Source organism: Hyphomonas oceanitis, assembly GCF_036964545.1.
Taxonomy (GTDB): Bacteria; Pseudomonadota; Alphaproteobacteria; order Caulobacterales; family Hyphomonadaceae; genus Hyphomonas; species Hyphomonas oceanitis.
Map to the genome: position 1 here is coordinate 285,035 of NZ_JBALTL010000001.1, position 23,492 is coordinate 308,526.

The following is a 23,492-nucleotide window of genomic DNA, read 5'->3' on the forward strand; positions in this document are numbered from 1 at the left end:
CCCGGCCAAATGGAAATACTGAGGAATTACAAGATGCGCGCACTCTTTCTGGCCCTGTGCCTGGCCCTCGTGGCCGCACCCGGATTTGCTGACGAAAAGACCGACAAGCCTGAAGCAGCCAAGGAAAAGGCCGACATCCCCAATCCCGAGCGCTTCGCCTCCGACCACACGCTGAAACTGAACGGCGCCGCGATCAAGTACAAGACCGTCGCCAGCGAGACCTATCTGCGCGACGACAAGGGCGAGCCGACAGCCTCGATCTTCTCCGTCTCCTATGTCCGCGATGGCGGCGACCGCGCGCGCCCCGTCACCTTCATCTTCAATGGCGGCCCCGGCTCGGCTTCGCTCTGGCTCCACATGGGCGCCTTCGGCCCGAAACAGGTCGTCACGCCCTCTGATGCCTCCGGCGTCGGCGCGCCGCCCTACAATATCCGCGACAACCAGAACTCCCTGCTCGACGTGACCGACATGGTCTTCATCGACCCCGTCGGCACCGGCTATTCCCGCCCCCTCGGCGACAATGACGGCAAGGAATTCTACGGCGTCAACGAGGACGCTGAGAGCATCGCCGAATTCATCCGCATCTGGATCACCGAGAATGGCCGCTGGAACAGCCCGAAATTCCTCGCCGGCGAAAGCTATGGCACCACACGTGCGGCGGCCCTCACCGAAAAGCTACAAGGCGGTTGGAACGGCATCGGCCTCAACGGTGTGATCCTCATCTCCGCCATCCTGGATTTCCAGACCGGCGAATTCGCCCCCGGCAATGACACCGCCCACCTGGCCTACTTCCCCTCCGAGGCCGCCATCGCCTGGTATCACGGCAAGGCCGACAAGACGAAATGGAACGGCAATTTCGACGCCTTCGTCCAGGCCGCCCGCACCTATGCGACCGACACGCTCGCCCCGGCCCTCATCCGGGGCAACACGCTCAGCGACGCACAGGAAGCGGCCATCGCCGAGGACATGAGCGCCTATCTCGGTGTCTCGGCCGAGTGGATCCAGCAAGCCAAGCTACGGGTTGACCCGACCCGTTTCCGCAAGGAACTCCTGCGCCGCGAAGGCTACACCGTCGGCCGCTTCGATGGTCGCTACAAGGGTGTGGACCCTGAGGGCACCAGCGACTCGCCGGAGAACGATCCATCAGGCCACGGAATGGACGTCGCCTATGTCGCCGCCCTCAACGACTATCTCACCCGCGAACTGAAAGTAGACTTCAATCGCCCTTATAAAGTGCTGACAGGCGAGCCCGGCTCCAAGTGGAACTGGAGCACGAATGATTCAGGCTGGCCGGAATATGTCAACGTCACGCCCTGGCTCGGCAAGGGCATGCGGGAGAACCCGGAGCTGAAAGTACTGCTGGCCAGCGGCTGGTACGATCTCGCCACGCCCTTCTTCGGCGCCGAGATGGCCCTCCAGAAGAACGGCATCGTGCCAGAGCGCGTCGAGTACGATTATTATGATGCCGGCCACATGATGTATCTCGCCGAACAGGACGGCAAGAAACTCTCAGACGACGTACGCGCCTTCATCAAGGCCGGCCAGTAAGCCTTACACCTTGCGCACAATGGCCGTGGTCATCTGCGCGCCTTCAACGACCACCGAGTCGCCGGCATGGATGGGTACCATCCGGTCGGCGGCTTCGGCCCGCCAGACGGAATCGCCGATCCGGATCTGGCCTGTGCCACCGGAAAAGTCGCCCGTCGCCTGCCCGCGCTGACCGACAAGGCTTACCATGCGCTTGTTCAGCGTCGGGTGTTCCTCGCCGCGATTGCGCACGCCGGACAGCAGCGTCCGCCCAAGGACAATGAGCACAAGTGCCGCAATGCCGAAGAAGACCAGCTGCCCCTGCCAGACGGCATAGGCCTCCGGCGCAATCCAGGCAAAGCCCCCGGTTAGCCACGCCGCTATGGACACCATCAGCAGGTCGAATGTGCCGGTCATCATCTCGATACCAAAGAGGACAAGGCCCAGTGCCAGCCAGTGCCAGACAGTCAGTTCGCCTAGAATTTGTTCCATGACCTGGGGTCTCCTCGGTTGTGTTTAGGGGCCTAGTCCTGTCGCCGCGTCGGCGGCACCGCGCCGCCCTGCGGCCGCGGACGGTCCTGCGCGTCTTTCGCGGCGCTTGTCAGGCCCCGAATGCCCTCGATCGTTCCGAGGATGCTGGAGAACTCAGCCGGGATGATCACCGTGCGCTGTTGTGGGCTGGTCGCCAGTTTCTCGAAGGCGGCAACATAGGCCTGTCCGAGGAAGTAGTTAATTGCGTTGACGTCGCCCTTGGCAATCGCCTCGCTCACCATGGCCGTCGCCTTGGCTTCGGCCTCGGCTTCGCGCTCACGCGCCTCGGCATCGCGGAAGGCGGCTTCACGCCGACCCTCGGCTTCCAGGATTTTCGCCTGCTTCTGGCCCTCGGCCTTGAGGATGGCCGACTGCTTGTCGCCCTCGGCCGTCAGGATTTCCGCTCGTTTCAGGCGCTCGGCCTTCATCTGGCGGTTCATCGCTTCAGTAATGTCGGCTGGTGGGCTGAGATCGGCAATCTCGATCCGCGTAACTTTCACGCCCCAGGGGTTCGTCGCCGCATCAATCACGTGCAGCAGCCGCGCATTGATATCGTCCCGGTTGGAGAGAACCTCGTCGAGATCCATCGAGCCTACCACGGTACGGATATTGGTCAGTGACAGGTTCTGGATTGCGTTGTGAAGATTGTTGACCTCATAGGCCGCATTAACGGCATCGATCACCTGAATGAAAACGATGGCATCACACGACACCATGGCATTGTCCTTGGTGATGACTTCCTGCTGGGGCACGTCCAGCACGGTCTCCATCATGTTCATCTTGCGACCGACGCGATCGACGAACGGCATGATGACCGACATGCCGGGCGACAGCGTCCGCGTGTAGCGGCCGAACCGCTCCACGGTCCAGTTATAGCCTTGCGGCACGAACTTGAACGCAGACGTCAGCCCGATGAAACCAACAACCGCGATCAGCGCGACAACCAAATAAACCGGATCCATGTGTCCCTCTCCATTATCTCTTGTATTTATGTGGGGGGCAGTTTGCCGATAATCAATAAAAAAACAACGAAATCGGCGCGCCCAGTCCCCCTGAACGCGCCGACAATATGTTGATTTGTTTAATAGATGTTACGCAGCGAGCCTAAAGCTGGCCGAGCAGGTAATCCGCGCTGGAAACCTTGAATTCCGGTCCCTGCTCGACATTCAGCTCCGCCACGACGCCGTCTTTCACAAGCATGGAATAGCGCTGCGAACGCTGGCCCATGCCAAAGCCCGAACCGTCCAGCTCAAGGCCAACCGCCGAAGCGAAGGCGCCATTCCCGTCGGCCAGCATGCGTACGGTCTCGCCAGCTTCAGCCGACTTGCCCCATGCGCCCATGACGAACACATCATTTACCGAAGTGCAGACAATCTCGTCGACGCCCTTGGCCTTCATGTCATCAGCCTTGTCGATGAAGCCCGGCAGGTGGCGGGCTGAGCATGTCGGCGTGAAGGCGCCCGGCACGGCGAAGAGGGCAATTGTCTTGCCGCCAAAAACATCTGCCGTCGTGCGCGGCTGAGGGCCGTCACTGGTCATTTCCATGAAAGTTGCTTCTGGAAGCTTGTCGCCAACCTTGATGCTCATCTGTGTATCTCCTTGCTGATATGGCCTTGGACATAGGGCCGACGCGCTGCTGCGACAAGGCGCAACGCCCTTGCCAAAATGCCAGCCTTGCCCCAGCCTCGGGAAAAAGGAGCCTCATCGCCCATGGACACAGACCTGACCGGCAAGCTTCTGATCGCCCTGCCGAGCATCGGCGACCCGCGCTTTTCGCGGTCGGTCATCCTCGTCTGCGCGCACTCGCCGGACTTTGCGATGGGCATCGTGCTGAACAAGCCGATGGAAGGCATCCGCCTACCGGAACTGTTCGAGCAGCTCGACGTCTCCACGGAACTCGGCGTACCGGATGCCCCCGTGCTGGATGGCGGACCGGTCAATACCGATCGCGGCTTCGTTATCCACACCGATGATGTCATCAGCGAAGGCGCCACGCTGGAGATTGATGGCGCCTTCTGCATGACGGCCACGCGCGACATGCTGCAGCTGATCGGCTCAAGCGCCGCGCCCCGCAAATCCGTGCTGGCGCTTGGCTATTCTGGCTGGGGCGCCGGACAGCTGGAAATCGAACTTGCGGCCAATGCCTGGATTGTTGGTGAACCGGATGACGATCTCGTCTTCGGTGAAGGCCACGACCTCAAATGGCGTCACGCGCTAGGCCGGATGGGAATTGATTCGGGCCGCCTCCATGTCGAGGGCGGTAGCGCCTGATCAGCCGACCAGAAAAGCCGCCGCCGCCTCGGCGCTCATCGGCCGGGCAAAGGCGAAGCCCTGCACATGATCAAAGCCAAGGCCACGCAGCTTCACCGCGTCATCCTTGTTCTCAATGCCTTCAGCCGTGCTCGTCATGCCAAGCCGGCTCGCCAGCAGCGTGATCGTCGTCAGGATTGTATCGATGCGCAGCTGGCCCAGGCGGCAGGTCAGGCCATGGTCGATCTTCAAACTGTCCGCGGGCAGGTCCGCCAGCCAGGCGAACGAGGAATGCCCCGTCCCGAAATCATCAAGCACTAGCCCGGCGCCCACCGCTTTCAGCGCCATCGCCGCCGACAGCGCATGACCGGCATCGCGCAGCGCGGCCTGTTCCGTCAGTTCGATACGCAGCGCGCGCGGTGGCAAGTTGTAGCCATTCATCAGCGCCTCGACGAGCGCAGGAAAGGTTCCGCGCGCTAGGTCTCGTGCCGTGAGGTTCACATGCATGAACACATCATCGCGCCCCGATGTCTCGCGCAGCATGGCCAATGTTTCCGCCGACCGGATCAGCATGTTGGAGGCCAGCGCCTCGTCCTCATAGCGACTGGGGGGCGACGTGCCTTCTGTACCGTCCCAGCGGGCGAGCGCTTCGAAACCGGCGATGCGTCCGTCACGCAATGAAATGATTGGCTGGAAGACGGGCGCAAGATCCGGTCCCGGCTGCAGGTCGGACGGGTCTATCTCCGGGAAATCATCACCGACCAACAACAGGCCCCGCGCTTCGGATCGCCTGACGAAGGCGCCGACAAGGTGCACGTCACGTCCGCTCGACAGGCGTAGGGCGCAGCGCACCGGCCCGTCTACGGTACCAAAGGCCTTGGCCAGTCTCCCGCGGCTAAGGCCTTCCAACATCTGCTCGAAGGCATCAATCGACCATTCTCCCGTCAGTTCAGACAGCACAGTCGCCTTTGGCGCATCGATAACGAGGCGCTGCGTCGGCGCATGCCAATGCCAGTTGCCATGAGGCTGCGTGCTAGGGGGTGTGGCCATTGAATTGAATCTAGCTTTGATTTTGCGGCCTGACGAGCCCGAAAAGGACGTGGTCGCGGCGTTCACCTGCGATCTCGAGATAGGCGCGAGCATACCCCTCTTCCTCAAACCCTGCCGCCTCGAGGACATTTCGTGACCGGTTGTTCTCGGCAAGCGTGCCCGCTTCGATGCGCCAGAGGGCGAGACGCGCAAAGGCCCAATCGCAGATCAGGCTGACCGTATCGCGCATATAGCCATGGCCTTCGAACTCCTGCCCCAGCCAGTAACCGAGGCTGGCGCTCGACGCAGGCCACGGTCGCACATGGGTCAGGGATATCCCGCCGATCAGCGCATTGTCTGACATCCGACGGATCAGGAACACATAGGCGCGCCCCTCTTTCCAGGCCGCCGTCCAGACTTTCAGGCGCCGCGCCCAATCGGCTTTCGAGTGCGCATCGCCCGGCCAGAGCGGTTCCCAGCGTTCGAGATAGTCACGGCTGGCTGTGCGCAGCGAAGCCCATTCGTCATAATCAGACCTGCGCGGCGGGACGAGTACGACACGGTCACCCGTGATCAACGTATCGCGCAGCGGAAGAGCCATCAGACGCTCGCGCGGGCCTTGGCTTCAATCGCCTTTCGCACGGCGGTAACGTCAGCCGGCAGCCGGTCAAACACTTCGCCGCGCGTCAGCAGCGGGCCGCACTTGTGCGGCAGAGGCGCCTCAAGGCCCGTCGCCTCCAGAACCGTTTCAGGAAATTTCGCGGCGGCGGCGGTGGCCAGCACGACGGTCGAGACATCGCTGCGCGGTGTCTGGCGGGCCTGCCAGGTGCCGACAGCCGTGTGTGGGCAGATAAGCCAACCGGTCTCGCCCTCGAAACGCTTCATCTCGGCCATCGTGTCGCGATTGCTGACGGCAGACGCCGTGATGCCGACACAGCCAAGCCGGGTCCGGGCACTGTCCGGCAACTTCGCTTCGCCGGACTGTTTGTAGCTTTCATAGACTTGGCGAACGGCTTCGGCATCGCGGCCAGTTGCTTCATAAAGCAGGCGCTCGAAATTCGAGGGCACGGAAATGTCCATGGCGGGGCTCGGCGTTGCCACGGCCGGGGCGCGTGACATGACACCGTCATTGAACAGGCGGGCCAGCGCGTCATTCTCGTTGACCGCACAGTCGATTTCAAAGCCGCCGGTGAGCAGGCCGCAGCGCGCGGCGACATAGCCGGCCAGCGCGTCGCCCATATTGCCGCTCGGCACGACGAAGCGGATGCGGCCGCCGAGAGCTGCCTGCGCGGTGGCATAATAGACGCACTGCGCCGCGATACGGGCCCAGTTGATCGAGTTGACGCCGGAGAGGCCGACATCCTCGGCGAACATCTTGTCCGCAAAGAGCGATTTCACGATCGCCTGGCAATCGTCGAAGTCGCCATCAAGCGCGAGGTTGGTGACGTTGCTGGCGCCGGTCGTGGTCATGAACAGGCGCTGCACAGGCGAAATCCGCTCGTGCGGGTGCAGAATGAAGAGGTCGGCATGCTTCGACCCGGCAAAGGCCGCTGCTGCGGCGCCGCCGGTGTCGCCGGACGTGGCGCAGACGATCGAGAGGCGCTTGCCGCTCTTGGCCAGCATGTAGTCGTAGAGCTGGGCGATGATCTGCATCGCCACGTCCTTGAATGCCAGCGTCGGGCCGTGGTGCAATTCCATCAGCCAGAGGCCGGGGCCGGCCTGCGTCAGCGGCGCAACCGAATGGTGCGCAAAGCTGGCATAGGCGCGCTCGCACATGGCCAGCATGTCCGCCTCGGGAATCGCATCGCCAGCGAAGGCTGACAGGATGCGCGCGGCGACATGGGCATAGGGCTCGTCGGCCTTTGGCGGGGTAATCTGCGGAAAGCTCTCCGGCACATAGAGGCCGCCATCGGGCGCGAGGCCTGCGAGGCAAGCGCCTGTAAAATCAACAGGCCCGGCCTGTCCGCGTGTCGAAATGTATTTCACGCATCGCTCCCTTTGCGAAACCGCAGGCGGCCCTTCTGGTAATGGAAGGCGAGATACACGCCGAGCAGCGCCATGGCGAGCCCCCACCACGTAATCGCATAGCCGAAATGGCGCTGCGGGGGCAATTCGCTGTCCGGTCTGGCCCGCGCGAAGGGGTTTTCCCCGGCCATTGAGCGACCGTTCTCGGTCAGTTGGATGGTATCAGGCTCGAAAACGCGGCCGTGCACGCGGGTAGCATCATCCGCCGGCAGCAGCGCGCCAAGCACAGCCGGGTCGAGCGTATAGAAGATGCCTATCTCCGGGCTGTCCGTGCCGGTGAAGGCATTGCGCCCCCGCGGGCTCTGGTAGAGGCCACGCGCGGCGAATCGGAGACCCGCGCCGCAAGCAGGGCCAAGGCAGGGCTGCGGTGGGTCGACCTGGTAGAGAACTTCAATGGGCGTGAAGACGACTTCCTCGCCCGTGTCGATCGCGACGACCCGGCGCCAGGCGGCGCTGCCATCGGTGTAGGAATAGACCATGGCCTCGCTGCCGGGCACGACATTGCCATCAATATTGGTCCAGGCGATGGGCGTATTGTCGAGCGCCATTTTTTCGCTGAAGCGCCGATACTGCCAGTTCCCCAGCAGGACGAGGATCACGAGGCTGACCAGCGTGAAAAACGTGAGCACCGGAAGCGGGCGGAAGGACATGGCAGTGGGGGCCTTTTATGAAAAAGGCCCGCCGGGCGGATCGACGCGCCGGCGGGCCTGGAATGAATTCAGGTTCGCAGGAAGGCGCTTACTTGCCGCCCTCGAAAATCAGGTACGGTGCAACGTACACGAAGGCGAAGAGGAAGAGCCACACCACGTCAACGAAGTGCCAGTACCAGGCCGCGAATTCGAAGCCGAGATGCTTCTTCGCGCTCATGCCACCCATCATCAGGCGCATCAGGCAGACTGCCAGGAAGATTGTACCGATGACAACGTGCGCACCGTGGAAGCCGGTCGCCATGAAGAAGGCCGACCCATAGAGCGTGCCGTCATAGGTGAAGCCGGCTTCGCTATATTCGATGACCTGGAGCGCGGTGAACGCCATGCCGAGGATGAGCGTAATCAGCAGACCAAGCTTGGCGCCCGAGCGATCATCATGCTGCAGCGCGTGGTGTGCCCAAGTGACCGTGGTGCCCGACAGGAGCAGGACCAGCGTGTTGATCAGCGGCAGGTGGAAGGGGTCGAAGGTTTCGACGCCAGCTGGCGGCCAGCTTTTGAAACGGGCCAGCGCATCAGCATAGAGCGGGTTGGTTGCGTCCCATGTGTCGCCAACGCGGGCGTGCTCGAAGATCGAGAATTCAAAGAAGCCCCAGAACCATGCCACGAAGAACATGACTTCCGACGCGATGAACAGGATCATGCCGTAACGCAGGCCGATGGACACAACCGGCGTATGATCGCCGAGAGCGCCCTCTTTGGCGACTTCACGCCACCAGCCGATCATCACCCAGATGACCATGGCAAACCCCAGGGCCATGAGCCAAATGGTGCCCTTTTCCATGCCGAAAAGGCCCTTCATGAAGGTCACACCGCCAAGGGCCAGAACCACAACGGACAATGAACCGAGCAGTGGCCATGGGGAGGGATTGACGAGATGGTAGTCGTGTTTGACGTCGCCGCTGGACATGGCTTGGGAAACCCCTTGAAATTATCACGTATAGCTTTGCGCTGTTTAGCCCGCTCCGCAGGCGAAACGCAACAGGTTCAGCCGGGCGTGGCCGAATTCGCCGCACCCTGCGCCTGTTGCTTCAGCGGCCCCTTGTACTCGGTACTGTCGAAGAACGTATAGCTCAGCGTGATTGTCTCAAGCTGGTTGGCCACGTGATCATCGATAATATCGGGCGAAATGAAGTAAACGACCGGCAGTTTCTTCGATTCGTGAGGGGCGATAACGCGCTCCTCGAAACAGAAACACTCCAGTTTGTAAAAATACGGTCCGGCGAAGTGCGGCGTCACATTATAGCTCGCAATCACCCGAATCGGCCTGTCAGTCGGGTTCTCGACCTCGAAAAAGGCGAGACCGTGCTGGCCAATCTTGACCACCTGGTCGCGCTGCAGCGGGCGGAAGGTCAGCGGCGTATCGGCCACGTTCGCATCGAATCGGACGGTGATTTCCTGATCGAGGATTTCCTTGGGTGCGCGGGTGGCGATTCGCGTGGTGCCGCCAAAGCCGGTGACCTGACAGAAGCTCTTGTAAAGTGGCTCTGCCATGAAGGCGAGGCCGAGCATGCCGGTGAAAACGCCAGCCGCGATGAGGCCGATGGTGACATTCGACAGTTTCATTCTGGCGATCCTTCAGGCTCCAGACCAGGAGGCGGCGCGGCCTGGTCTTGCGTCATGCCCGGCGGAAGGGCCGGCTGGTCATCAATCGGCATGCGCTCGTCTTCGCGCGCGCTGCCGCCGCTATTGCTGTAATAGAAGCCAGCGCCTTCGCTGAGATTGGCATTTGCCAGGCGGATCATTGTGGTGATGGCCACGAGAACAACAAAGCCCAGCAGGGCAAGGCCGAGCCAGAGATTGCGTTTCTTGCGGGCAGCGACCGCTTCCGGCGTCATGTGCGCGGCCGGGATGAACTCGCCCTCATAGGGCTCTTTGGAATCCGTCATCTCAGAAGCCCTTTACGGCAAAATACAATCCGGTCGCGTGCTCAAGGATCAGCGCGGCAAACACGACGAAGAGATAGAGGATCGAGAACAGGAACATGGACCGGGCCAGTTTCTTCTCGGCGCCGGTGCAATCATCATCGCCTGCCTTGGACAGGAAAACCCGTACGGCATAGGAGAGGAAGACGGCCCCAAGCACACCGGCCGTGACCGCATATATCCAGCCACCAAGGCCCGTCACCACAGGCGCAAGCGCGAGCGGCACGAGCAGGATCGTGTAGATGAGCATCTGCAGACGGGTGGCCTTGGCGCCATGCGTGACCGGCAGCATCGGCACACCCGCCTTCTCGTATTCGCCATGGGCCAGCAGGCTGAGCGCCCAGAAGTGCGGCGGCGTCCAGAAGAAGATGATGGCGAACAGGATCCAAGCGTCGAGCGGCGTATTGCCCGTGACGGCAGCCCAGCCAATAACTGGCGGGAATGCCCCTGCCCCGCCACCGATGACGATGTTCTGCGGCGTCGAGCGCTTCAGCCACATTGTGTAGATGACGCCATAATAGAAGATGGAAAAGGCGAGCAGCGCCGCCGCCAGCCAGTTGGACGCGAGCCACATCAGCATGACCGAGACGCCGGACATGATGAGTCCCATGGCAATCGCCTCTTCGCGCGGCACGGCGCCAGATGGGATGGGGCGTGTCGCGGTGCGCGTCATGATCGCGTCGATATCGGAGTCGAACCACATGTTGATCGCGCCAGCCGCGCCGGAGCCAAGCGCAACGGCAAGCAGCGCAATAACGGCCATCAGTGGATTGATCGGCGTATGCGTGGCGCTGGAGGCCGCAATCAGGCCAGCCGCCGCCGTGAAGACGACGAGCATCATGATGCGCGGCTTCATCAGGTTCACATAGTCGCTCGCGGTGGCGTAGCGCTTTGCAGGTGTGGCGGGTGCGTCTGTCATAGTCTGTCTTATAGCTCTTTGCCCTGGCGAATGCGCCTGTAAATGGCTTCAGCCATGCATATGGCAAAAACCAGCGATGAAAGCAGCGTGACACAATACCCGGCTGCCACCGCTGTGCTGGAGGCTTGGAGGCCGCTGGAAATGTCAGCCTGCGCCACCGAAGCTGCCATGATCAGGCCAATTCCGGTCAGCCAAAGCCCTAAATGGAGGCATATAAGCTGAGGGCGGAAGCGCAGCCCCGCCACCGACTTCCCGGCCAGGTACATGACGCCAAAACCCACGGAAGCCAGCCCAAGGGCCATGGAAGACTGCCAAGGCTGGACGACATAATAGGTATCGGTCAGCGACGCATCGATGGAATTGACGCCGCCAGTAAGCCCGACAAGCGCATAGACCGCGAGCACCAGCAACGGGAGCGCAAGAAAAGCTATCGCGACAAGATTGGTACGCGCGACCATCGGATATCCTCAAAGCACAACGGCCCTCCGCGATCACTCACGAAGGGCCGCCGAATGTTCAAGCCGTACCGTTTCCGGCTAGTGGCCGCCCTTGTTCGTAACGTGGGGCAGTTCGTTGAACTGGTGGAATGGTGGCGGCGAAGGCAGCGTCCATTCCAGCGTCGTGGCGCCCTCACCCCATGGGTTGGCTTCACCCTTGCGGCGGCGGACCACGGCTTCAATGAGGCCGATGAAGAAGACCAGCGTGCCGACGAGCGTGATGGCGTAACCGATGGACGACACGAAGTGCCAGGTGTGGAAGCCGTCTGCATAGTCGATGTAGCGGCGTGGCATGCCTTGGAGACCGAGGAAGTGCTGCGGGAAGAACAGAACGTTCGAACCCACAAACATCAGCCAGAAGTGCAGGCCGCCGAGGAAGCCATTGTACTTGATGCCGAACATCTTCTCGAACCAGTAATACCATCCAGCGAAGAGGCCGAACACGGCGCCGAGCGACAGCACGTAGTGGAAGTGCGCCACGACGTAATAGGTGTCGTGCAGAGCGTGGTCGATACCGGCGTTGGCCAGAACCACACCCGTCACACCGCCAACGGTGAACAGGAAGATGAAGCCGATGGCCCAGAGCATCGGGACCTTGAACTCCATGGAGCCGCCCCACATCGTTGCGATCCACGAGAAGATCTTGATGCCCGTGGGCACCGCGATGACCATGGTGGCCGCGATGAAGTAGGCCTTCAGGTCCACGTTCATGCCGACTGTGTACATGTGGTGAGCCCACACGACGAAGCCGATGACGCCGATCGACACCATGGCATAGGCCATGCCGAGATAGCCGAAGATCGGCTTCTTGGAGAAGGTCGAGACGATGTGGCTGACGATGCCGAAAGCCGGCAGGATCATGATGTAGACTTCAGGGTGACCGAAGAACCAGAACAGGTGCTGGAACATGACGGGGTCGCCGCCGCCGGCCGGATTGAAGAATTGCGAGCCGAAGTTACGGTCGGTCAGCAGCATGGTCAGCGCACCCGCCAGGACAGGCAGCGACAGGAGCAGCAGCACGGCCGTGACGAGAACGCCCCAGGCGAACAGCGGCATCTTGTGCATGGTCATGCCAGGGGCGCGCATGTTCAGGATGGTGACGATGAAGTTGATGGCGCCAAGGATGGACGCGATGCCGGCCGTATGGAGCGACAGGATCAGCACGTCCATGGCCGGGCCGGGGTGGCCGGTCGTCGACGAGAGCGGCGGATAGAGCACCCAGCCACCACCGAAACCATTACCGGCCGAGTTGCCGGGAACCGTCATCGAGATACAGGCCAGGACAAACGCAGCAACCGTCATCCAGAAAGAGATGTTGTTCATGCGAGGGAAGGCCATGTCCGGCGCGCCGATCATCAGCGGCACGAACCAGTTGCCGAAACCACCGATAAGGGCAGGCATGACCATGAAGAAGATCATGATTAGGCCGTGATAGGTGATGACCGTGTTGTAGAACTGCTTGGCATGCGTAATAGCCGCATCGCCCTGCACGCCTTGCAGGTGCTCGACGATCCAGAGCATAGGGCCGATGCCCGGCTCAGCCAGTTCCCAGCGGATCAGACCTGACAGCGTGTAACCGACAACCCCCGCACACATCGCGAAGATGAGGTAGAGCGTGCCGATGTCTTTGTGGTTGGTCGACAGGAACCAGCGCTTGAAGAAGCCTGGCTTGTGGTCGTGGGCATCGTGATGATGGTCGAGGGCGATTTCATCCATTGGCATGGCGTATCTACTCTTCTCTCAAAGCTTAGTGGTTGGCAGCGAGCTTGGTGCTCGGCTCAATGGCGGCGATGGTCTGGACCGCTGAATAGGCGCCTTCATAGTCGCCTGCGAGCATCAGCTGAGCCCACTGGTCGAACTGGGCCTGCGGAACAACGCGCACCTCGATCGGCATGTAGGCATGGTCGATACCGCACAGTTCGGAACACTGGCCGTAGTAAACGCCCGGCGCATCGACGAGGAACCAGCCCTCGTTGAGGCGACCGGGAACAGCGTCCGTTTTCACGCCAAAGGCCGGCACGGTCCACGAGTGGATCACGTCAGCAGCAGCGGTATAGTAGCGGATGTAGCGACCAGCCGGAATGACCATCGGATAGTCGACGGCCAGGTTACGCGGCAGCGAATCATAGTTCGTGCGGCCCGTGGAATCTTGGTATTTCTGCTTGTCTTCCGGTGTGCCCTTGTGGACAGCGTTTGAAACGAATTCCAGCGCAACGCCATCGGCGTCAACAATGTCAGGATAGGAGTAGGTCCAGTTCCACTGGTTGCCTTGAGCCTTGACGTTGATGAAGCCCTTCTCGGCCGCATCAGGGAAATAGTTCTTCGTGTAACGCTCATATTCGGCCGACTTGCCGTCAGCGAGAAGCTCTGCCGACTCGGTCTTGATCTTGTCGAGGTTCGGCACGACGTCCTGATAGTAGAGGTTCGGGAAGGACAGGCCGGCAATCGCGACAAGGATGAGCGCTGGAACGATGGTCCAGATCACTTCGATCAGCGAGTTGTGACTGAACTTGCGCGAGACCGGGTTGGACTTGCGATTGTAACGCACCATGACCCAGACCAGCAGGACGGACACGAAGATCGTGATCGCCGTGATGATCCACAGGACATAGTCGTTGTGGAAGAAGTGAATGCGTTCTGCAATGCGGGTTGCAGCTGGCTGGAAGCCGAGCGCACCGTCGTGGGGAATGGCAGCAAACGCCGGTGCAGCCAGTATTGAAGCGCACAGGGCGGCAAAAAAGTGTCGCACGAAGGAATCCTCGTCTCGTTGGAATTGCTCCGCTGTATCTATATCAGACCGCCCCTGCAACCCAGCAGTTTTCGCGCTCAATATTGTCGCAGGCGCTCGTCGCATATGGGAAATCGTGGTAATGTAAGGAAAAATACGAATAGGGAGACGTCAATGGTTAAACTATATGTACTCGCTTCACTTGCATTCGCGCTGTCAGCGCCTTTCGCTTCAGCCCAGGTCGCCATTCTGGGCAGCGGCGTATCCAAAGACTGTTACGAAGCCGCCAAATACCAGCGTGTGTCGGCGCGCGAAGGTGAAGACATCTGCACCAAGGCCCTCGAAGCCGAGCTGATGAACATCACCAACAAGGCCGCAACCTATACGAATCGCGGTGTCCTTCGCATGCGCTCAGGCCGGCTCGATGCGGCGCTTTCCGACTATGACATTGCCAAGCAGATGCGTCCTGAAGAAGGCGCGACCTACCTCAATGAAGGTGCCGCCCACATTCTGCGCAAGGATTACACTTCAGCACTTGTCTCGCTCGACAAGGCGATTCAACTGAATTCACACGATCTCTACGCGGCGTTCTACAATCGGGCGATCGCCAAGGAGAATACAGGTGACATTCAGGGCGCCTATTTCGACTTCAAGATGGCTGATGAGCTGAATCCCGAATCGGACCTTGCCCGTAAGCAAATGTCTCGTTTCGAGATTTCGACAAACTGAAGGCCTGACGGCGCATAGGCGATCTTATCGCGCTTTCTAAACCTTTGCGTGGAACCAATTCATCAACCTGCCGTTCCCTTTTTCAGAATTCATAATGGAAAAGGAAACACCATGTTGCGCTGGGCTATCATCTTTCTCGTCGTCGCGCTTGTCGCGGCCGTTCTTGGTTTTGGCGGCATTGCCGGCACTGCGGCTGGCATAGCGAAACTGCTCGCACTGATCTTCATTGTCCTGTTCGTAGTCTCGCTGATCTTCGGCGGCCTGCGTAGGGGATGACCTCACAATCGTCCGCCTCGACGGATGAAACGAAGCGAGCGCCCGCTACTCATAGCTGGGCGCTCGTTGGTATTTTCTGGATCATGGCCCTGAGCACACTGACCGTGGCTCAGGGCCTTATTGTACCAATCGTGACCGCGATGATGCTGGCGCTGATCTTCAGCCCCGTCCGACGTGCATTGGGCAGAATCGGGATCCCTTCCGGCGTATCGGCAGCACTCATCCTCCTCGCTCTCCTCGGATTTGTTGGCACGCTCGGCTATTTTGTCTCCGGCGCCGCGAGTCACAGGCTCGCCGATGCACCGCAAATGATCGAGGATGCCAGCGATAAGCTAAAGGAACTGACCGGAACGGTGCAGCCGGTGATGGATGCCACCGAGCAGATCGAGCACATCGCCTCCAAGGAGCCCGCCAAGGATACGGTGACCATCCGTGAGCCTGGCTTCATGGCCGGATTCACTGACAAGATGCCCGTCGTTGCAGGCCAGATGATCATTTGCCTGACGCTCGCTTTCTTCCTGATCGCCTCCGGTGACCTGTTCTATGAGAAGCTGGTCCAGGTCATGCCGACTCTCAAGGATAAACGGCGTGCGCTCGCCGTCGCCCGAGCGATCGAGAACCAGCTATCGGTCTACCTGCTCACGATCACGCTGATCAATATGGGGCTCGGCGTCGCCATCGGCCTTGCCATGTGGGCGCTTGGCATGCCTGATCCGCTCCTGTTCGGACTCGCTGGATTCCTGCTGAACTATATCCCTTATATCGGCGCGATGGCCGGTGTCGGCATCTCGTTCATCGTCGCTCTCGTCACTTTCGATTCGGCTTCAGCGGCGCTCCTGCCAGCCTTCATCTATTGGGGGCTGACCTCTTTCGAGGGCCAGTTCGTGACCCCTGTAATGGTGGGCCGCCGCCTTCGGCTCAATGCTGTTGTCGTCTTCGTGTCTTTCGCGCTCTGGGCCTGGCTCTGGTCGTTCATGGGCATGCTGCTGTCGACGCCCATGTTGCTGACCATGAAAGTGGTGTCCGACAATGTGCCCGGCATGTCGAGCTTCGGGAAATTCCTTGCCGACCGGGACGATCTCTCCCGCTCGGACCGTCGCATCCTGAAATTCATCTTCCGTCGCGACGTGCCGCTCGCGAAACGCAAGGTGACCAAGGAGGCCGAAACAGCCGCGAAAGACGCGCCTGCCTCGTCAGACTCCAAGCCTGATGCGGAGCCGCAAACGGCTTGAGCAGGCTTTGCACTTGCTGCAGCGGCCAATCACACGCATCTAGGATGCATGACCCAGACTGATTTACCCTTCGATATCGCCCGCGCTGCGGATATCCTGTCTGACGCTGTCTCCGGCGGCGATGACGGTGACCTCTTCATCGAGCGCTCGCGCTCTGAAAGTTTCATGTTTGACGATGGACGCCTGAAATCAGCCGCCTTCGACACCGACCAGGGCTTCGGCCTGCGGGTCGTGGCAGGCGAAGCGCAAGGCAGCGGCTACGGCTCTGAACTCTCGCTCGACGCCATCAAGCGCGGCGCGCTCACGGCCTCTCAGGCCAAGCGCGGCTATTCTGGCCGCCTCGCCGATGGCCCCCAGCCAACAAATCGCCGCCTCTATGCGCCTATCGATCCGACCTCTGCGCCTGACTTCTCTGCCAAGACCGGACTGCTCGCGGAAATCGACGCCTGGACAAGGGCGCTGGACCCGCGTGTCGTGCAGGTCTCCGTCTCGCTCGCCGGCAGCCACCGGGAAGTGGACATCATTCGTCCCGACGGCGCAGTCTTCTCCGACGTGCGCCCGCTCGTGCGCCTCAACGTCTCGGTAACTCTCGAAGAGAATGGCCGCCGTGAATCGGCCAGCGCAGGCGCAGGAGGCCGCGCGGCTTATGACGAGTGGATCCAGCCTGGTCGCTGGCAGGACCTTGTCCGCCGCGCACTTGGCAAGGCCTCAGTGAACCTGCAGTCCATCCCTACGCCTGCGGGTGTCATGGAAGTCGTGCTTGGCCCAGGCTGGCCCGCCGTACTGCTGCACGAAGCGGTCGGCCACGGCCTCGAAGGCGACTTCAACCGCAAGGGCACCAGTGTCTATGCTGGCCGGATTGGCGAACAGGTGGCCGCCAAGGGCGTCACCGTGATCGACGACGGCTCGATTGAGGCGCGCCGCGGCTCGCTCTCGTTCGACGATGAAGGCACGCCTACCCAGCGCACCGTACTGATCGAGGACGGCATCCTTAAAGGTTATATGCAGGACCGCCTGAACGCTCGCCTCATGGGCGTCGCGCCGACCGGCAATGGCCGCCGCGAAAGCTATGAAGCGCAGACCATGCCGCGCATGACCAACACGGTCATGCTCGGCGGCGACAAGGATCCGGCCGAGATCGTCTCTTCCATCAAGCGCGGTCTCTGGGCCGTGGACTTCGGTGGCGGACAGGTCGATATCACGTCCGGCAATTTCGTGTTCCAGTGCACCGAGGCCTATCTCGTCGAGAACGGCAAGGTCGTGGCGCCCGTCAAGAATGCGACGCTGATTGGCCACGGCCCGACCGTGTTGCAGCAGGTGTCGATGATCGGGAATGACTTCGCCATGGATGACGGCGTCGGCGTTTGCGGCAAGGCCGGACAGTCTGTTCCTGTGGGCGTTGGCCAGCCAACGCTGAAGGTCGGTGCCCTGACTGTGGGCGGCGCCGGATAAAATTCGCGTTAGGATTCATACTGACTCTTGCGGCCCCGTGAGGGTTTTGCCACTTTATCGCCACATTAGGCGCAGGGTTCGTTAAGCATCCCGGCCGCGGCGTAGAGGGTGAGATACGGTAATGAGACTGCGATTCCTTGCATTGGCTTGTGGGGCGATGAGCCTTGGCAGTGTGGCCATGGCAGATGTTGAGACCCTGGCGGCCGATACAGCCTACAAGATGTCCCAGAAGGGCGAGCTTGTGCTGATCGACGTGCGCACGCCATCGGAATGGGCGATGACCGGCATGCCGCGCGATAGCGTGGGTGCCACCCTCCAGGACACGGATTTTGTGGCCCGGGCGCGCGGCGCCGTACTCGGTGATCTCGACCAGCCCGTCGCCGTAATCTGCAAGTCTGGCACGCGGTCGACCTCGGCGGCGCAGAGACTGGCCGCTGAAGGCTTTGGCCACGTGTTCAACGTGACCGAAGGGATGGCTGGCCACCTCGGCGCGGGCGACGGCTGGATCAAGCGCGGCCTGCCGACCGACCCGTTCAACCCGCCGGACCGATAGGCACATCGAACTTAAAAAAGGGCGGCCTTTGCGGGCCGCCCTTTTGTTTTGTCTGGCTGTTAGCCGAGGGTCTTGTCCGGTGCGCCCGGATCGGTGTTCGATCCACCCGTATCCACCGTGCCGACGTCTTCAGAAAGATCGTCTGCCTCGAGCGTCGCGAGATGCATCATCTTTGTCAGGAAGGGCGAGGCGACCGCGAACAGCACGCCGACGCCGATAGCAAACCAGCCGACCTTTGAATAAACGTCGAGCACCTGCCCGACACCTTCACCGCCGGAGGCCGTCGCCTGCGCAATCAGGGCTGCAACAGCGTTACCGGCACCTGATGCCAGGAACCACGCGCCCATCATCAGACCGACCATCGAGGTCACCGAAAGGCGCGTCATGGCCGACAGGCCGACCGGGCTCATGCAGAGTTCGCCCGTCGTGTGCAGCAGGTAGATCAGGAAGATGAAGATGACCGGCGTCAGGCCGTCACCGGCAGCACCGAAGACCAGCACAAGGAAGCCGAGACCGAGCTGCATCAGCGCCAGGGCGAACTTCATGGGGGCGCTAGGCTCCCAGCCCTTCTTGCTGAGCCATATCCAGAGCCCGGCGAAAACCGGACCGAGCGTCATGATGTAAAGCGCATTGATCGACTGGAACATCGAAGCCGGCACTTCCCAGCCCAACAGGTTCCGGTCGACATGCTCATCCGTGAAGATGTTCAGCGAGGAACCTGCCTGCTCGAACAGGCCCCAGAACAGGACGTTCGTCGAGATAAGCACAAGCGCCACGATGATCCGGTTCCGTTGGTGCGGATTGAGCTTTGCCACCGCGCGCCAGACGATAAACAGGTAGGTCACGATCATGGAGGCGAGAAGCAGAAGGTTGACCGCGCCTTGGCTGCGCACAAGGAACCAGACGATCAGCGTGGTCACAAGCGCGCCAGCCCAGATCGTGTGTTCGCGGCTGAGCGGACCGATGATCTTGTCTGTCAGCAGCGCAGGATTGCTCGGCTCCCCTGCCCCTTTGAGGGCAGGCTTGCCCCAGACGAACACGACAAGACCCAGCAACATGCCGATGCCCGCCGCGCCAAATCCATAGGCCCAGCCATAGACTTCGCCGAGATAGCCGGCGATCAATGCGCCGAGGAAGGCGCCTGTGTTGATACCGACATAGAAGATGGTGAAGGCGGAATCGCGCCGCGCATCCGTCTTGGGATAGAGCGAACCGACAATCGTGGAGATGTTGGCCTTCAGAAAGCCGACGCCCACGATGATCAGCGCAAGGCTGAGATAAAAGATGTTCAGCACCCCGGGATCGGCCGTCTCACCGGCCGCAACGGGATCGCCCTCGATCGCCATGCCGAGGTGGCCAAGCACGAGGAAGATCGCCCCAATGGTGACGGCCTTTCGGGCGCCGAGATACCTGTCCGCGAGGAAGCCGCCGATCACCGGCGTGATATAGACGAGCGTCGTATAGGCGCCGTAGAGGCCGTAAGCCGCTTCACGGTCGAACAGGAAATGCTTGGTCAGGTAGAGGACCAGCAGGGCCCGCATGCCGTAATAGGAGAAACGCTCCCACATCTCGGTGAAGAAGAGGACGTAAAGTCCCCTCGGATGCCCCAGAAATGTCTTGTCGTATGTCTGCCCGTCGGCAATCGAATTGTCTGTCACGCAGCGCTCTCCCGTCAGCTTCCCTGAATTTCGCATATTGAGCCTGCTCTGGCGCATGGCTCAAGGTATTTTCTGCTTTTTCGGGAAGCTGAGAGGGAAAGTCGTGCCCCTAATAGGCCTCTTCTGTGAAAATAGGGCGCACGTCGCGGTTCCAGGGACCGTGATAACGGGCGATAAGGCGATCAGCTGGTGTGAGGCCGGTCTTGGCGATCTCATCAAGTTCCGTGAGGTAGCCCGTCTCGTCATCACCTGATGTGGAGAGGTTCGCCCGGTTGCGCAGGCCCTGCCGCGCGAGTTCCAGCACCTGTTTGGCGAGATCCTGCATCGAGCCGCCGCCGGGAATCGGCGTGCGCAGGCCAAGCGTGCGAACGCCCTGACGCATGGATTCGCGCTCGGCATCGGTCCAGTCCTTGACCAGATCCCAAGCCGCATCGAGGCATTGGTCGCAATAGAGCAGCCCCGTCCAGAAGGCAGAGAAGGCGCAGAGTCGGCTCCATGGGCCGGCATCGGACCCACGCATTTCAAGGAAGCGCTTCAGCCGCACTTCCGGGAAAATCGTCGATAGATGGTCCTCGAAGTCCCCCATCGCGGGCAGTTCGCCCGGCAGTATGGGCAGTTTGCCCGCCATGAAATCACGGAAGCTCAGGCCCGACGCGTCGAGATACTTGCCCTGACGGCGCACGAAATACATCGGCACATCCAGCGCATAGTCGACATATTGCTCAAAGCCGAATCCCTGATCGAACACGAAAGGCAGCATGCCCGTCCGGTCCGGGTCGGTGTCGGTCCAGATCTGCGACCGGTAGGAGAGGAAGCCATTGGGGCGGCCGTCAAGGAAGGGCGAGTTGGCGAACAGTGCCGTGCCGAGTGGCTGAAGCGCCAGCGAGACGCGGAATTTCTTCACCATGTCGGCTTCCGAGCCGAAATCGAGATTGGTCTGCACGGTGCAGGTGCGGAACATCATCTGGCGGCCGAGGCGGCCAACCTTGTCCATGTATTCCGTCATGATGCGGTAGCGGCCCTTCGGCATCACGGGCGTCTCGGCGAGGCTCCACAGCGGGCTCGCGCCCGTGCCAAGGAAGGCGATGCCGAGCGGCTGCGCAATCTGGCGCACTTCGGCCAAGTGGCTGCCGACCTCGTTACAGGTCTGGTGGATCGTTTCCAGCGGCGCTCCTGACAGTTCAAACTGGCCGCCGGGCTCCAGCGAGACGCTCGCGCCGTCCTTTTTGAGGCCGATCAGGTGACCGCCTTCGACGATAGGCTCCCAGCCGAACGTGTCGCGCAGGCCTTCCAGCATGGCCAAAATAGAGGCCTTGCCCTCATAAGGCAGCGGCCTCAGGTCAGCCGTGGTGAAGCCGAATTTCTCGTGCTCGGTGCCGATGCGCCAGTCCGCACGGGGCTTTGACCCTGCGTCAAGATAGGCAACCAATTCGGTCTTGGATTCGATACGTGCGGAGGTCTCGTCGATGTCCGCGGTCGGTGTGGTCATCTCGGCCTCCCATAAATCGGCGATGGAAGTGCACATAGGTATGTTTCATCCCAACGCCAACCGGGTTATTCTATCCTTTGTAGAGAGAGTCTAAGGGGCTGAAGTGACCAAGCTGAAGGCAGACGAGCGCGACGACCTGAAGATGTGGGCCAGAATCCACGTCCGCGGAGGCTATGAAGAAGCCGATGAGATCGAGGAAATTCTCTTCGAACTCACCGAAGACTTCGACACGCCCATGTCAGAGCGCGACCGCCGGATCGAAGTGCGCAACGCCCTTATTGCGGCTGCGCAGACGCTGGTCGATGAGCAGGATTCCTGGCCGGTGCTGACCGATTATGACCGGCTCGAGCTGGCCATGGATACGCTGGAAGACAATGGCGTCGTCGCGCGGGCCAACTTCACCTGCTGCGGTAATTGCGGGGCTGCCGAGATCGGTGCCGAAATCGAGGATTATGAGGCCCTCGGCCATGTGGCACGCGGTTACGTTTTCTTCCACCAGCAGGACACGGAAAGCGCCGTGGAGGGCCACGGGCTCTATTTCAGCTATGGCGCAGCCCATTCCGAGCATGACGCGGCCCATATCGCGATCGCGCAGGAATTGTTCGACCTTCTGGTCGCCGTAGGCCTCAAGCCGCATTGGGATGGCAAGATCGACCACCGGGTCGGCGTCGTGCTCGACTGGAAACGGCGCTGGGTGGACGGCGTGCCGACGCCGCTGAAGCGTTGGTCTTTCTAGACACGCATGTCAGAGGCGCTCGTGATCCGGCCTCTGCTGGCTTCGGACGAAGCCGAGTGGCGCCGACTCTGGAAAGCCTATCTCGTCTTCTATGAGACCGAGCGGCATGAAGCGGTTTACGAATCCAGTTTCAAACGCATGCTCTCAGGGGCGCCGAATGAGTATCGCGGCCTGATCGCGATGCTAGATGGACAGGCGGTGGGCATCGCGCACTACCTCTTCCACCGCACGAATTGGGAAATCGGCGACACCTGCTACCTGCAGGACCTCTATGCCGATCCTGATGTGCGCGGCAAAGGTATCGGCCGGGCGCTGATCGAGGCGGTATACGAGGCGGCCGATGCCCATGGCGCGGCGTCGGTCTACTGGACGACGCAGGAATTCAATGCCGTTGCGCGCCAGCTGTACGACCGTATCGGCCACAAAACGCCCTTCATCAAATATGTGCGCACCTAGACGCCGCTAGGTCCAATCACCGCACATGGCCTGCCATAGCGTCATCGCGGCCACAGCGGCGGTTTCGGCGCGCAATATGCGCGGACCGAGGCTGACAGGATGGGTCCCTTCGCGGGCACGCAGGAATCCCCGCTCAGCAGGGCTGAAGCCCCCTTCGGGACCAATCAGGATAGCCGCCGCCTGCCCTTTGAGGCCCTCCAGCACCTGCGCCATCGGCTGGGCACGGCCTGACTGGCCACCCCAGGGAGCATCTGCCTCATCGCCTGCTTCATCACAGAAGATCAGCGCTGTCCCTTCCGGCAGGGACTCGAGCGCTGCATCGAGGCCAAGGGCATCCGCGAGGAGCGGAATGTCCAGACGCTCGGTCTGCTCAGAGGCTTCCAGCGCGATTTTCTCGAACCGGTCGAGGCGCACGGTCCGGGATTGGGTGCGCTCGGTAATGACAGGCTGGATGAAGCCGGCGCCCAGTTCGGTGGCTTTCTCGACGATGAAGTCGGTCTCGGATTTCTTGACCGGCGCAAAGAGGAGAGTCAGTGGCGCCCCGCCCTGTGCCGGCTGCTGACGCAGCTGCTCGGCTGGGGTCATCTCGGCGCGTCGGCCCGCGACGGCGCTGATTTCCGCGCGCCATTCGCCGTCGCGACCGTTGAAGACGCGGGCGGCATCTCCGACCCCCAGCCGCATGACGCGGGTCAGGTATTTCGCCTGCTCCTCGTCGAGCTCGAAGGGCGTGCCTGCGACAAGATCACTGTTCACGAATAGGCGAGGCATGGAAC

The 23,492-nt window shown here is 61.2% G+C and carries 26 protein-coding genes; 9 read left to right on the top strand and 17 right to left on the bottom strand.

Annotated elements, in window-relative coordinates:
• The first annotated feature begins 33 nt into the window (after positions 1–33).
• Entirely contained in the window at positions 34–1,548 is a 1,515-nt protein-coding gene (locus V7651_RS01495) for a S10 family peptidase (RefSeq protein ID WP_335611954.1), read from the top strand.
• Between the two features lie 3 nt (positions 1,549–1,551).
• Here the strand turns inward: V7651_RS01495 and V7651_RS01500 are convergent, their stop codons facing one another.
• The 3 genes from V7651_RS01500 to V7651_RS01510 all read right to left on the bottom strand — a co-directional run bounded on the left by V7651_RS01500 (position 1,552) and on the right by V7651_RS01510 (position 3,645).
• Complete coding sequence (locus V7651_RS01500; protein WP_035537442.1) at positions 1,552–2,019, bottom strand: NfeD family protein; 468 nt, start codon at positions 2,017–2,019, stop codon at positions 1,552–1,554.
• Between the two features lie 32 nt (positions 2,020–2,051).
• Positions 2,052–3,020: an SPFH domain-containing protein gene (locus V7651_RS01505; protein WP_035537440.1), complete on the bottom strand. Its 969-nt coding sequence runs from the start codon at positions 3,018–3,020 to the stop codon at positions 2,052–2,054.
• A 142-nt stretch (positions 3,021–3,162) separates the two neighbouring features.
• Positions 3,163–3,645 carry a peroxiredoxin gene (locus V7651_RS01510; RefSeq protein ID WP_035537436.1) on the bottom strand — a complete coding sequence of 161 codons (483 nt, stop codon included), beginning with the start codon at positions 3,643–3,645 and terminating at the stop codon, positions 3,163–3,165.
• A gap of 123 nt (positions 3,646–3,768) precedes the next feature.
• Here V7651_RS01510 and V7651_RS01515 point away from each other — a divergent pair, with 123 nt between their 5' ends.
• Positions 3,769–4,329, top strand: a complete 561-nt coding sequence (locus V7651_RS01515) for a YqgE/AlgH family protein (protein WP_035537435.1) — start codon at positions 3,769–3,771, stop codon at positions 4,327–4,329.
• Here the strand turns inward: V7651_RS01515 and V7651_RS01520 are convergent, their stop codons facing one another.
• The 11 genes from V7651_RS01520 to coxB all read right to left on the bottom strand — a co-directional run bounded on the left by V7651_RS01520 (position 4,330) and on the right by coxB (position 14,159).
• Positions 4,330–5,358: an EAL domain-containing protein gene (locus V7651_RS01520; RefSeq protein ID WP_051624657.1), complete on the bottom strand. Its 1,029-nt coding sequence runs from the start codon at positions 5,356–5,358 to the stop codon at positions 4,330–4,332.
• A gap of 10 nt (positions 5,359–5,368) precedes the next feature.
• The gene (locus V7651_RS01525; RefSeq protein WP_335611955.1) at positions 5,369–5,938 is read right to left on the bottom strand and encodes a GNAT family N-acetyltransferase; all 570 of its coding nucleotides are present in this window, start codon (positions 5,936–5,938) and stop codon (positions 5,369–5,371) included.
• Positions 5,938–7,323, bottom strand: coding sequence for a threonine synthase (gene thrC, locus V7651_RS01530; RefSeq protein WP_335611956.1), 1,386 nt, complete (start codon positions 7,321–7,323; stop codon positions 5,938–5,940). Before thrC ends, V7651_RS01525 begins: the two co-directional genes overlap by 1 nt.
• Positions 7,320–8,012, bottom strand: a complete 693-nt coding sequence (locus V7651_RS01535) for an SURF1 family cytochrome oxidase biogenesis protein (protein ID WP_335611957.1) — start codon at positions 8,010–8,012, stop codon at positions 7,320–7,322. Before V7651_RS01535 ends, thrC begins: the two co-directional genes overlap by 4 nt.
• 88 nt (positions 8,013–8,100) lie before the next feature.
• Positions 8,101–8,979, bottom strand: coding sequence for a cytochrome c oxidase subunit 3 (locus tag V7651_RS01540; RefSeq protein ID WP_335611958.1), 879 nt, complete (start codon positions 8,977–8,979; stop codon positions 8,101–8,103).
• Between the two features lie 77 nt (positions 8,980–9,056).
• Positions 9,057–9,635, bottom strand: a complete 579-nt coding sequence (locus V7651_RS01545) for a cytochrome c oxidase assembly protein (RefSeq protein WP_051624656.1) — start codon at positions 9,633–9,635, stop codon at positions 9,057–9,059.
• Complete coding sequence (locus V7651_RS01550; RefSeq protein ID WP_335611959.1) at positions 9,632–9,958, bottom strand: hypothetical protein; 327 nt, start codon at positions 9,956–9,958, stop codon at positions 9,632–9,634. The genes V7651_RS01545 and V7651_RS01550 overlap by 4 nt, the downstream gene beginning before the upstream one ends.
• Before the next feature lies 1 nt (position 9,959).
• Entirely contained in the window at positions 9,960–10,913 is a 954-nt protein-coding gene (gene cyoE / locus V7651_RS01555; protein ID WP_035537527.1) for a heme o synthase, read from the bottom strand.
• Positions 10,914–10,921: 8 nt separating this feature from the next.
• A complete protein-coding gene (locus V7651_RS01560; RefSeq protein WP_335611960.1) occupies positions 10,922–11,371 on the bottom strand; it encodes a hypothetical protein in 450 nt (149 codons plus the stop codon).
• Positions 11,372–11,449: 78 nt separating this feature from the next.
• Positions 11,450–13,132: a cytochrome c oxidase subunit I gene (gene ctaD, locus V7651_RS01565; protein ID WP_156950422.1), complete on the bottom strand. Its 1,683-nt coding sequence runs from the start codon at positions 13,130–13,132 to the stop codon at positions 11,450–11,452.
• A 25-nt stretch (positions 13,133–13,157) separates the two neighbouring features.
• Positions 13,158–14,159: a cytochrome c oxidase subunit II gene (gene coxB, locus V7651_RS01570; RefSeq protein WP_335611961.1), complete on the bottom strand. Its 1,002-nt coding sequence runs from the start codon at positions 14,157–14,159 to the stop codon at positions 13,158–13,160.
• A gap of 153 nt (positions 14,160–14,312) precedes the next feature.
• Here coxB and V7651_RS01575 point away from each other — a divergent pair, with 153 nt between their 5' ends.
• The 5 genes from V7651_RS01575 (at position 14,313) to V7651_RS01595 (ending at position 18,380) form a co-directional block, all read left to right on the top strand.
• Positions 14,313–14,867, top strand: coding sequence for a tetratricopeptide repeat protein (locus V7651_RS01575; protein ID WP_335611962.1), 555 nt, complete (start codon positions 14,313–14,315; stop codon positions 14,865–14,867).
• Between the two features lie 111 nt (positions 14,868–14,978).
• Positions 14,979–15,143 carry a DUF1328 domain-containing protein gene (locus V7651_RS01580; RefSeq protein WP_034744699.1) on the top strand — a complete coding sequence of 55 codons (165 nt, stop codon included), beginning with the start codon at positions 14,979–14,981 and terminating at the stop codon, positions 15,141–15,143.
• Positions 15,140–16,375, top strand: a complete 1,236-nt coding sequence (locus V7651_RS01585) for an AI-2E family transporter (RefSeq protein WP_335611963.1) — start codon at positions 15,140–15,142, stop codon at positions 16,373–16,375. Before V7651_RS01580 ends, V7651_RS01585 begins: the two co-directional genes overlap by 4 nt.
• A gap of 48 nt (positions 16,376–16,423) precedes the next feature.
• Positions 16,424–17,827, top strand: coding sequence for a metalloprotease TldD (gene tldD / locus V7651_RS01590; protein WP_035537418.1), 1,404 nt, complete (start codon positions 16,424–16,426; stop codon positions 17,825–17,827).
• Between the two features lie 121 nt (positions 17,828–17,948).
• Entirely contained in the window at positions 17,949–18,380 is a 432-nt protein-coding gene (locus V7651_RS01595) for a rhodanese-like domain-containing protein (RefSeq protein WP_084146215.1), read from the top strand.
• Between the two features lie 59 nt (positions 18,381–18,439).
• Here V7651_RS01595 and V7651_RS01600 read toward each other — a convergent pair whose 3' ends face one another.
• Both V7651_RS01600 and V7651_RS01605 read right to left on the bottom strand, forming a co-directional pair.
• Positions 18,440–20,038, bottom strand: coding sequence for a peptide MFS transporter (locus tag V7651_RS01600; protein ID WP_335611964.1), 1,599 nt, complete (start codon positions 20,036–20,038; stop codon positions 18,440–18,442).
• Positions 20,039–20,147: 109 nt separating this feature from the next.
• Entirely contained in the window at positions 20,148–21,527 is a 1,380-nt protein-coding gene (locus V7651_RS01605) for a glutamate--cysteine ligase (protein ID WP_335611965.1), read from the bottom strand.
• Positions 21,528–21,630: 103 nt separating this feature from the next.
• Here V7651_RS01605 and V7651_RS01610 point away from each other — a divergent pair, with 103 nt between their 5' ends.
• Both V7651_RS01610 and V7651_RS01615 read left to right on the top strand, forming a co-directional pair.
• A complete protein-coding gene (locus V7651_RS01610) occupies positions 21,631–22,263 on the top strand; it encodes a DUF6891 domain-containing protein (RefSeq protein ID WP_051624653.1) in 633 nt (210 codons plus the stop codon).
• A gap of 6 nt (positions 22,264–22,269) precedes the next feature.
• Positions 22,270–22,719, top strand: a complete 450-nt coding sequence (locus tag V7651_RS01615) for a GNAT family N-acetyltransferase (RefSeq protein WP_335611966.1) — start codon at positions 22,270–22,272, stop codon at positions 22,717–22,719.
• A gap of 6 nt (positions 22,720–22,725) precedes the next feature.
• Here V7651_RS01615 and V7651_RS01620 read toward each other — a convergent pair whose 3' ends face one another.
• Positions 22,726–23,487, bottom strand: coding sequence for a 16S rRNA (uracil(1498)-N(3))-methyltransferase (locus V7651_RS01620; protein WP_335611967.1), 762 nt, complete (start codon positions 23,485–23,487; stop codon positions 22,726–22,728).
• Between the last annotated feature and the right edge of the window lie 5 nt (positions 23,488–23,492).

What these genes read in the sequence shown, in the direction of transcription:
- V7651_RS01620 (WP_335611967.1), bottom strand. Translation starts at nt 23,487, where the DNA reads ATGCCTCGCCTATTCGTGAACAGTGATCTTGTCGCAGGCACGCCCTTC.
- V7651_RS01535 (WP_335611957.1), bottom strand. Translation starts at nt 8,012, where the DNA reads ATGTCCTTCCGCCCGCTTCCGGTGCTCACGTTTTTCACGCTGGTCAGC.
- V7651_RS01515 (WP_035537435.1), top strand. Translation starts at nt 3,769, where the DNA reads ATGGACACAGACCTGACCGGCAAGCTTCTGATCGCCCTGCCGAGCATC.
- V7651_RS01495 (WP_335611954.1), top strand. Translation starts at nt 34, where the DNA reads ATGCGCGCACTCTTTCTGGCCCTGTGCCTGGCCCTCGTGGCCGCACCC.
- V7651_RS01585 (WP_335611963.1), top strand. Translation starts at nt 15,140, where the DNA reads ATGACCTCACAATCGTCCGCCTCGACGGATGAAACGAAGCGAGCGCCC.
- V7651_RS01525 (WP_335611955.1), bottom strand. Translation starts at nt 5,938, where the DNA reads ATGGCTCTTCCGCTGCGCGATACGTTGATCACGGGTGACCGTGTCGTA.
- V7651_RS01520 (WP_051624657.1), bottom strand. Translation starts at nt 5,358, where the DNA reads ATGGCCACACCCCCTAGCACGCAGCCTCATGGCAACTGGCATTGGCAT.
- V7651_RS01500 (WP_035537442.1), bottom strand. Translation starts at nt 2,019, where the DNA reads ATGGAACAAATTCTAGGCGAACTGACTGTCTGGCACTGGCTGGCACTG.
- ctaD (WP_156950422.1), bottom strand. Translation starts at nt 13,132, where the DNA reads ATGCCAATGGATGAAATCGCCCTCGACCATCATCACGATGCCCACGAC.
- V7651_RS01615 (WP_335611966.1), top strand. Translation starts at nt 22,270, where the DNA reads ATGTCAGAGGCGCTCGTGATCCGGCCTCTGCTGGCTTCGGACGAAGCC.
- V7651_RS01540 (WP_335611958.1), bottom strand. Translation starts at nt 8,979, where the DNA reads ATGTCCAGCGGCGACGTCAAACACGACTACCATCTCGTCAATCCCTCC.
- V7651_RS01575 (WP_335611962.1), top strand. Translation starts at nt 14,313, where the DNA reads ATGGTTAAACTATATGTACTCGCTTCACTTGCATTCGCGCTGTCAGCG.
- V7651_RS01595 (WP_084146215.1), top strand. Translation starts at nt 17,949, where the DNA reads ATGAGACTGCGATTCCTTGCATTGGCTTGTGGGGCGATGAGCCTTGGC.
- cyoE (WP_035537527.1), bottom strand. Translation starts at nt 10,913, where the DNA reads ATGACAGACGCACCCGCCACACCTGCAAAGCGCTACGCCACCGCGAGC.
- V7651_RS01580 (WP_034744699.1), top strand. Translation starts at nt 14,979, where the DNA reads ATGTTGCGCTGGGCTATCATCTTTCTCGTCGTCGCGCTTGTCGCGGCC.
- V7651_RS01560 (WP_335611960.1), bottom strand. Translation starts at nt 11,371, where the DNA reads ATGGTCGCGCGTACCAATCTTGTCGCGATAGCTTTTCTTGCGCTCCCG.
- V7651_RS01550 (WP_335611959.1), bottom strand. Translation starts at nt 9,958, where the DNA reads ATGACGGATTCCAAAGAGCCCTATGAGGGCGAGTTCATCCCGGCCGCG.
- V7651_RS01505 (WP_035537440.1), bottom strand. Translation starts at nt 3,020, where the DNA reads ATGGATCCGGTTTATTTGGTTGTCGCGCTGATCGCGGTTGTTGGTTTC.
- tldD (WP_035537418.1), top strand. Translation starts at nt 16,424, where the DNA reads ATGACCCAGACTGATTTACCCTTCGATATCGCCCGCGCTGCGGATATC.
- V7651_RS01510 (WP_035537436.1), bottom strand. Translation starts at nt 3,645, where the DNA reads ATGAGCATCAAGGTTGGCGACAAGCTTCCAGAAGCAACTTTCATGGAA.
- V7651_RS01605 (WP_335611965.1), bottom strand. Translation starts at nt 21,527, where the DNA reads ATGACCACACCGACCGCGGACATCGACGAGACCTCCGCACGTATCGAA.
- V7651_RS01545 (WP_051624656.1), bottom strand. Translation starts at nt 9,635, where the DNA reads ATGAAACTGTCGAATGTCACCATCGGCCTCATCGCGGCTGGCGTTTTC.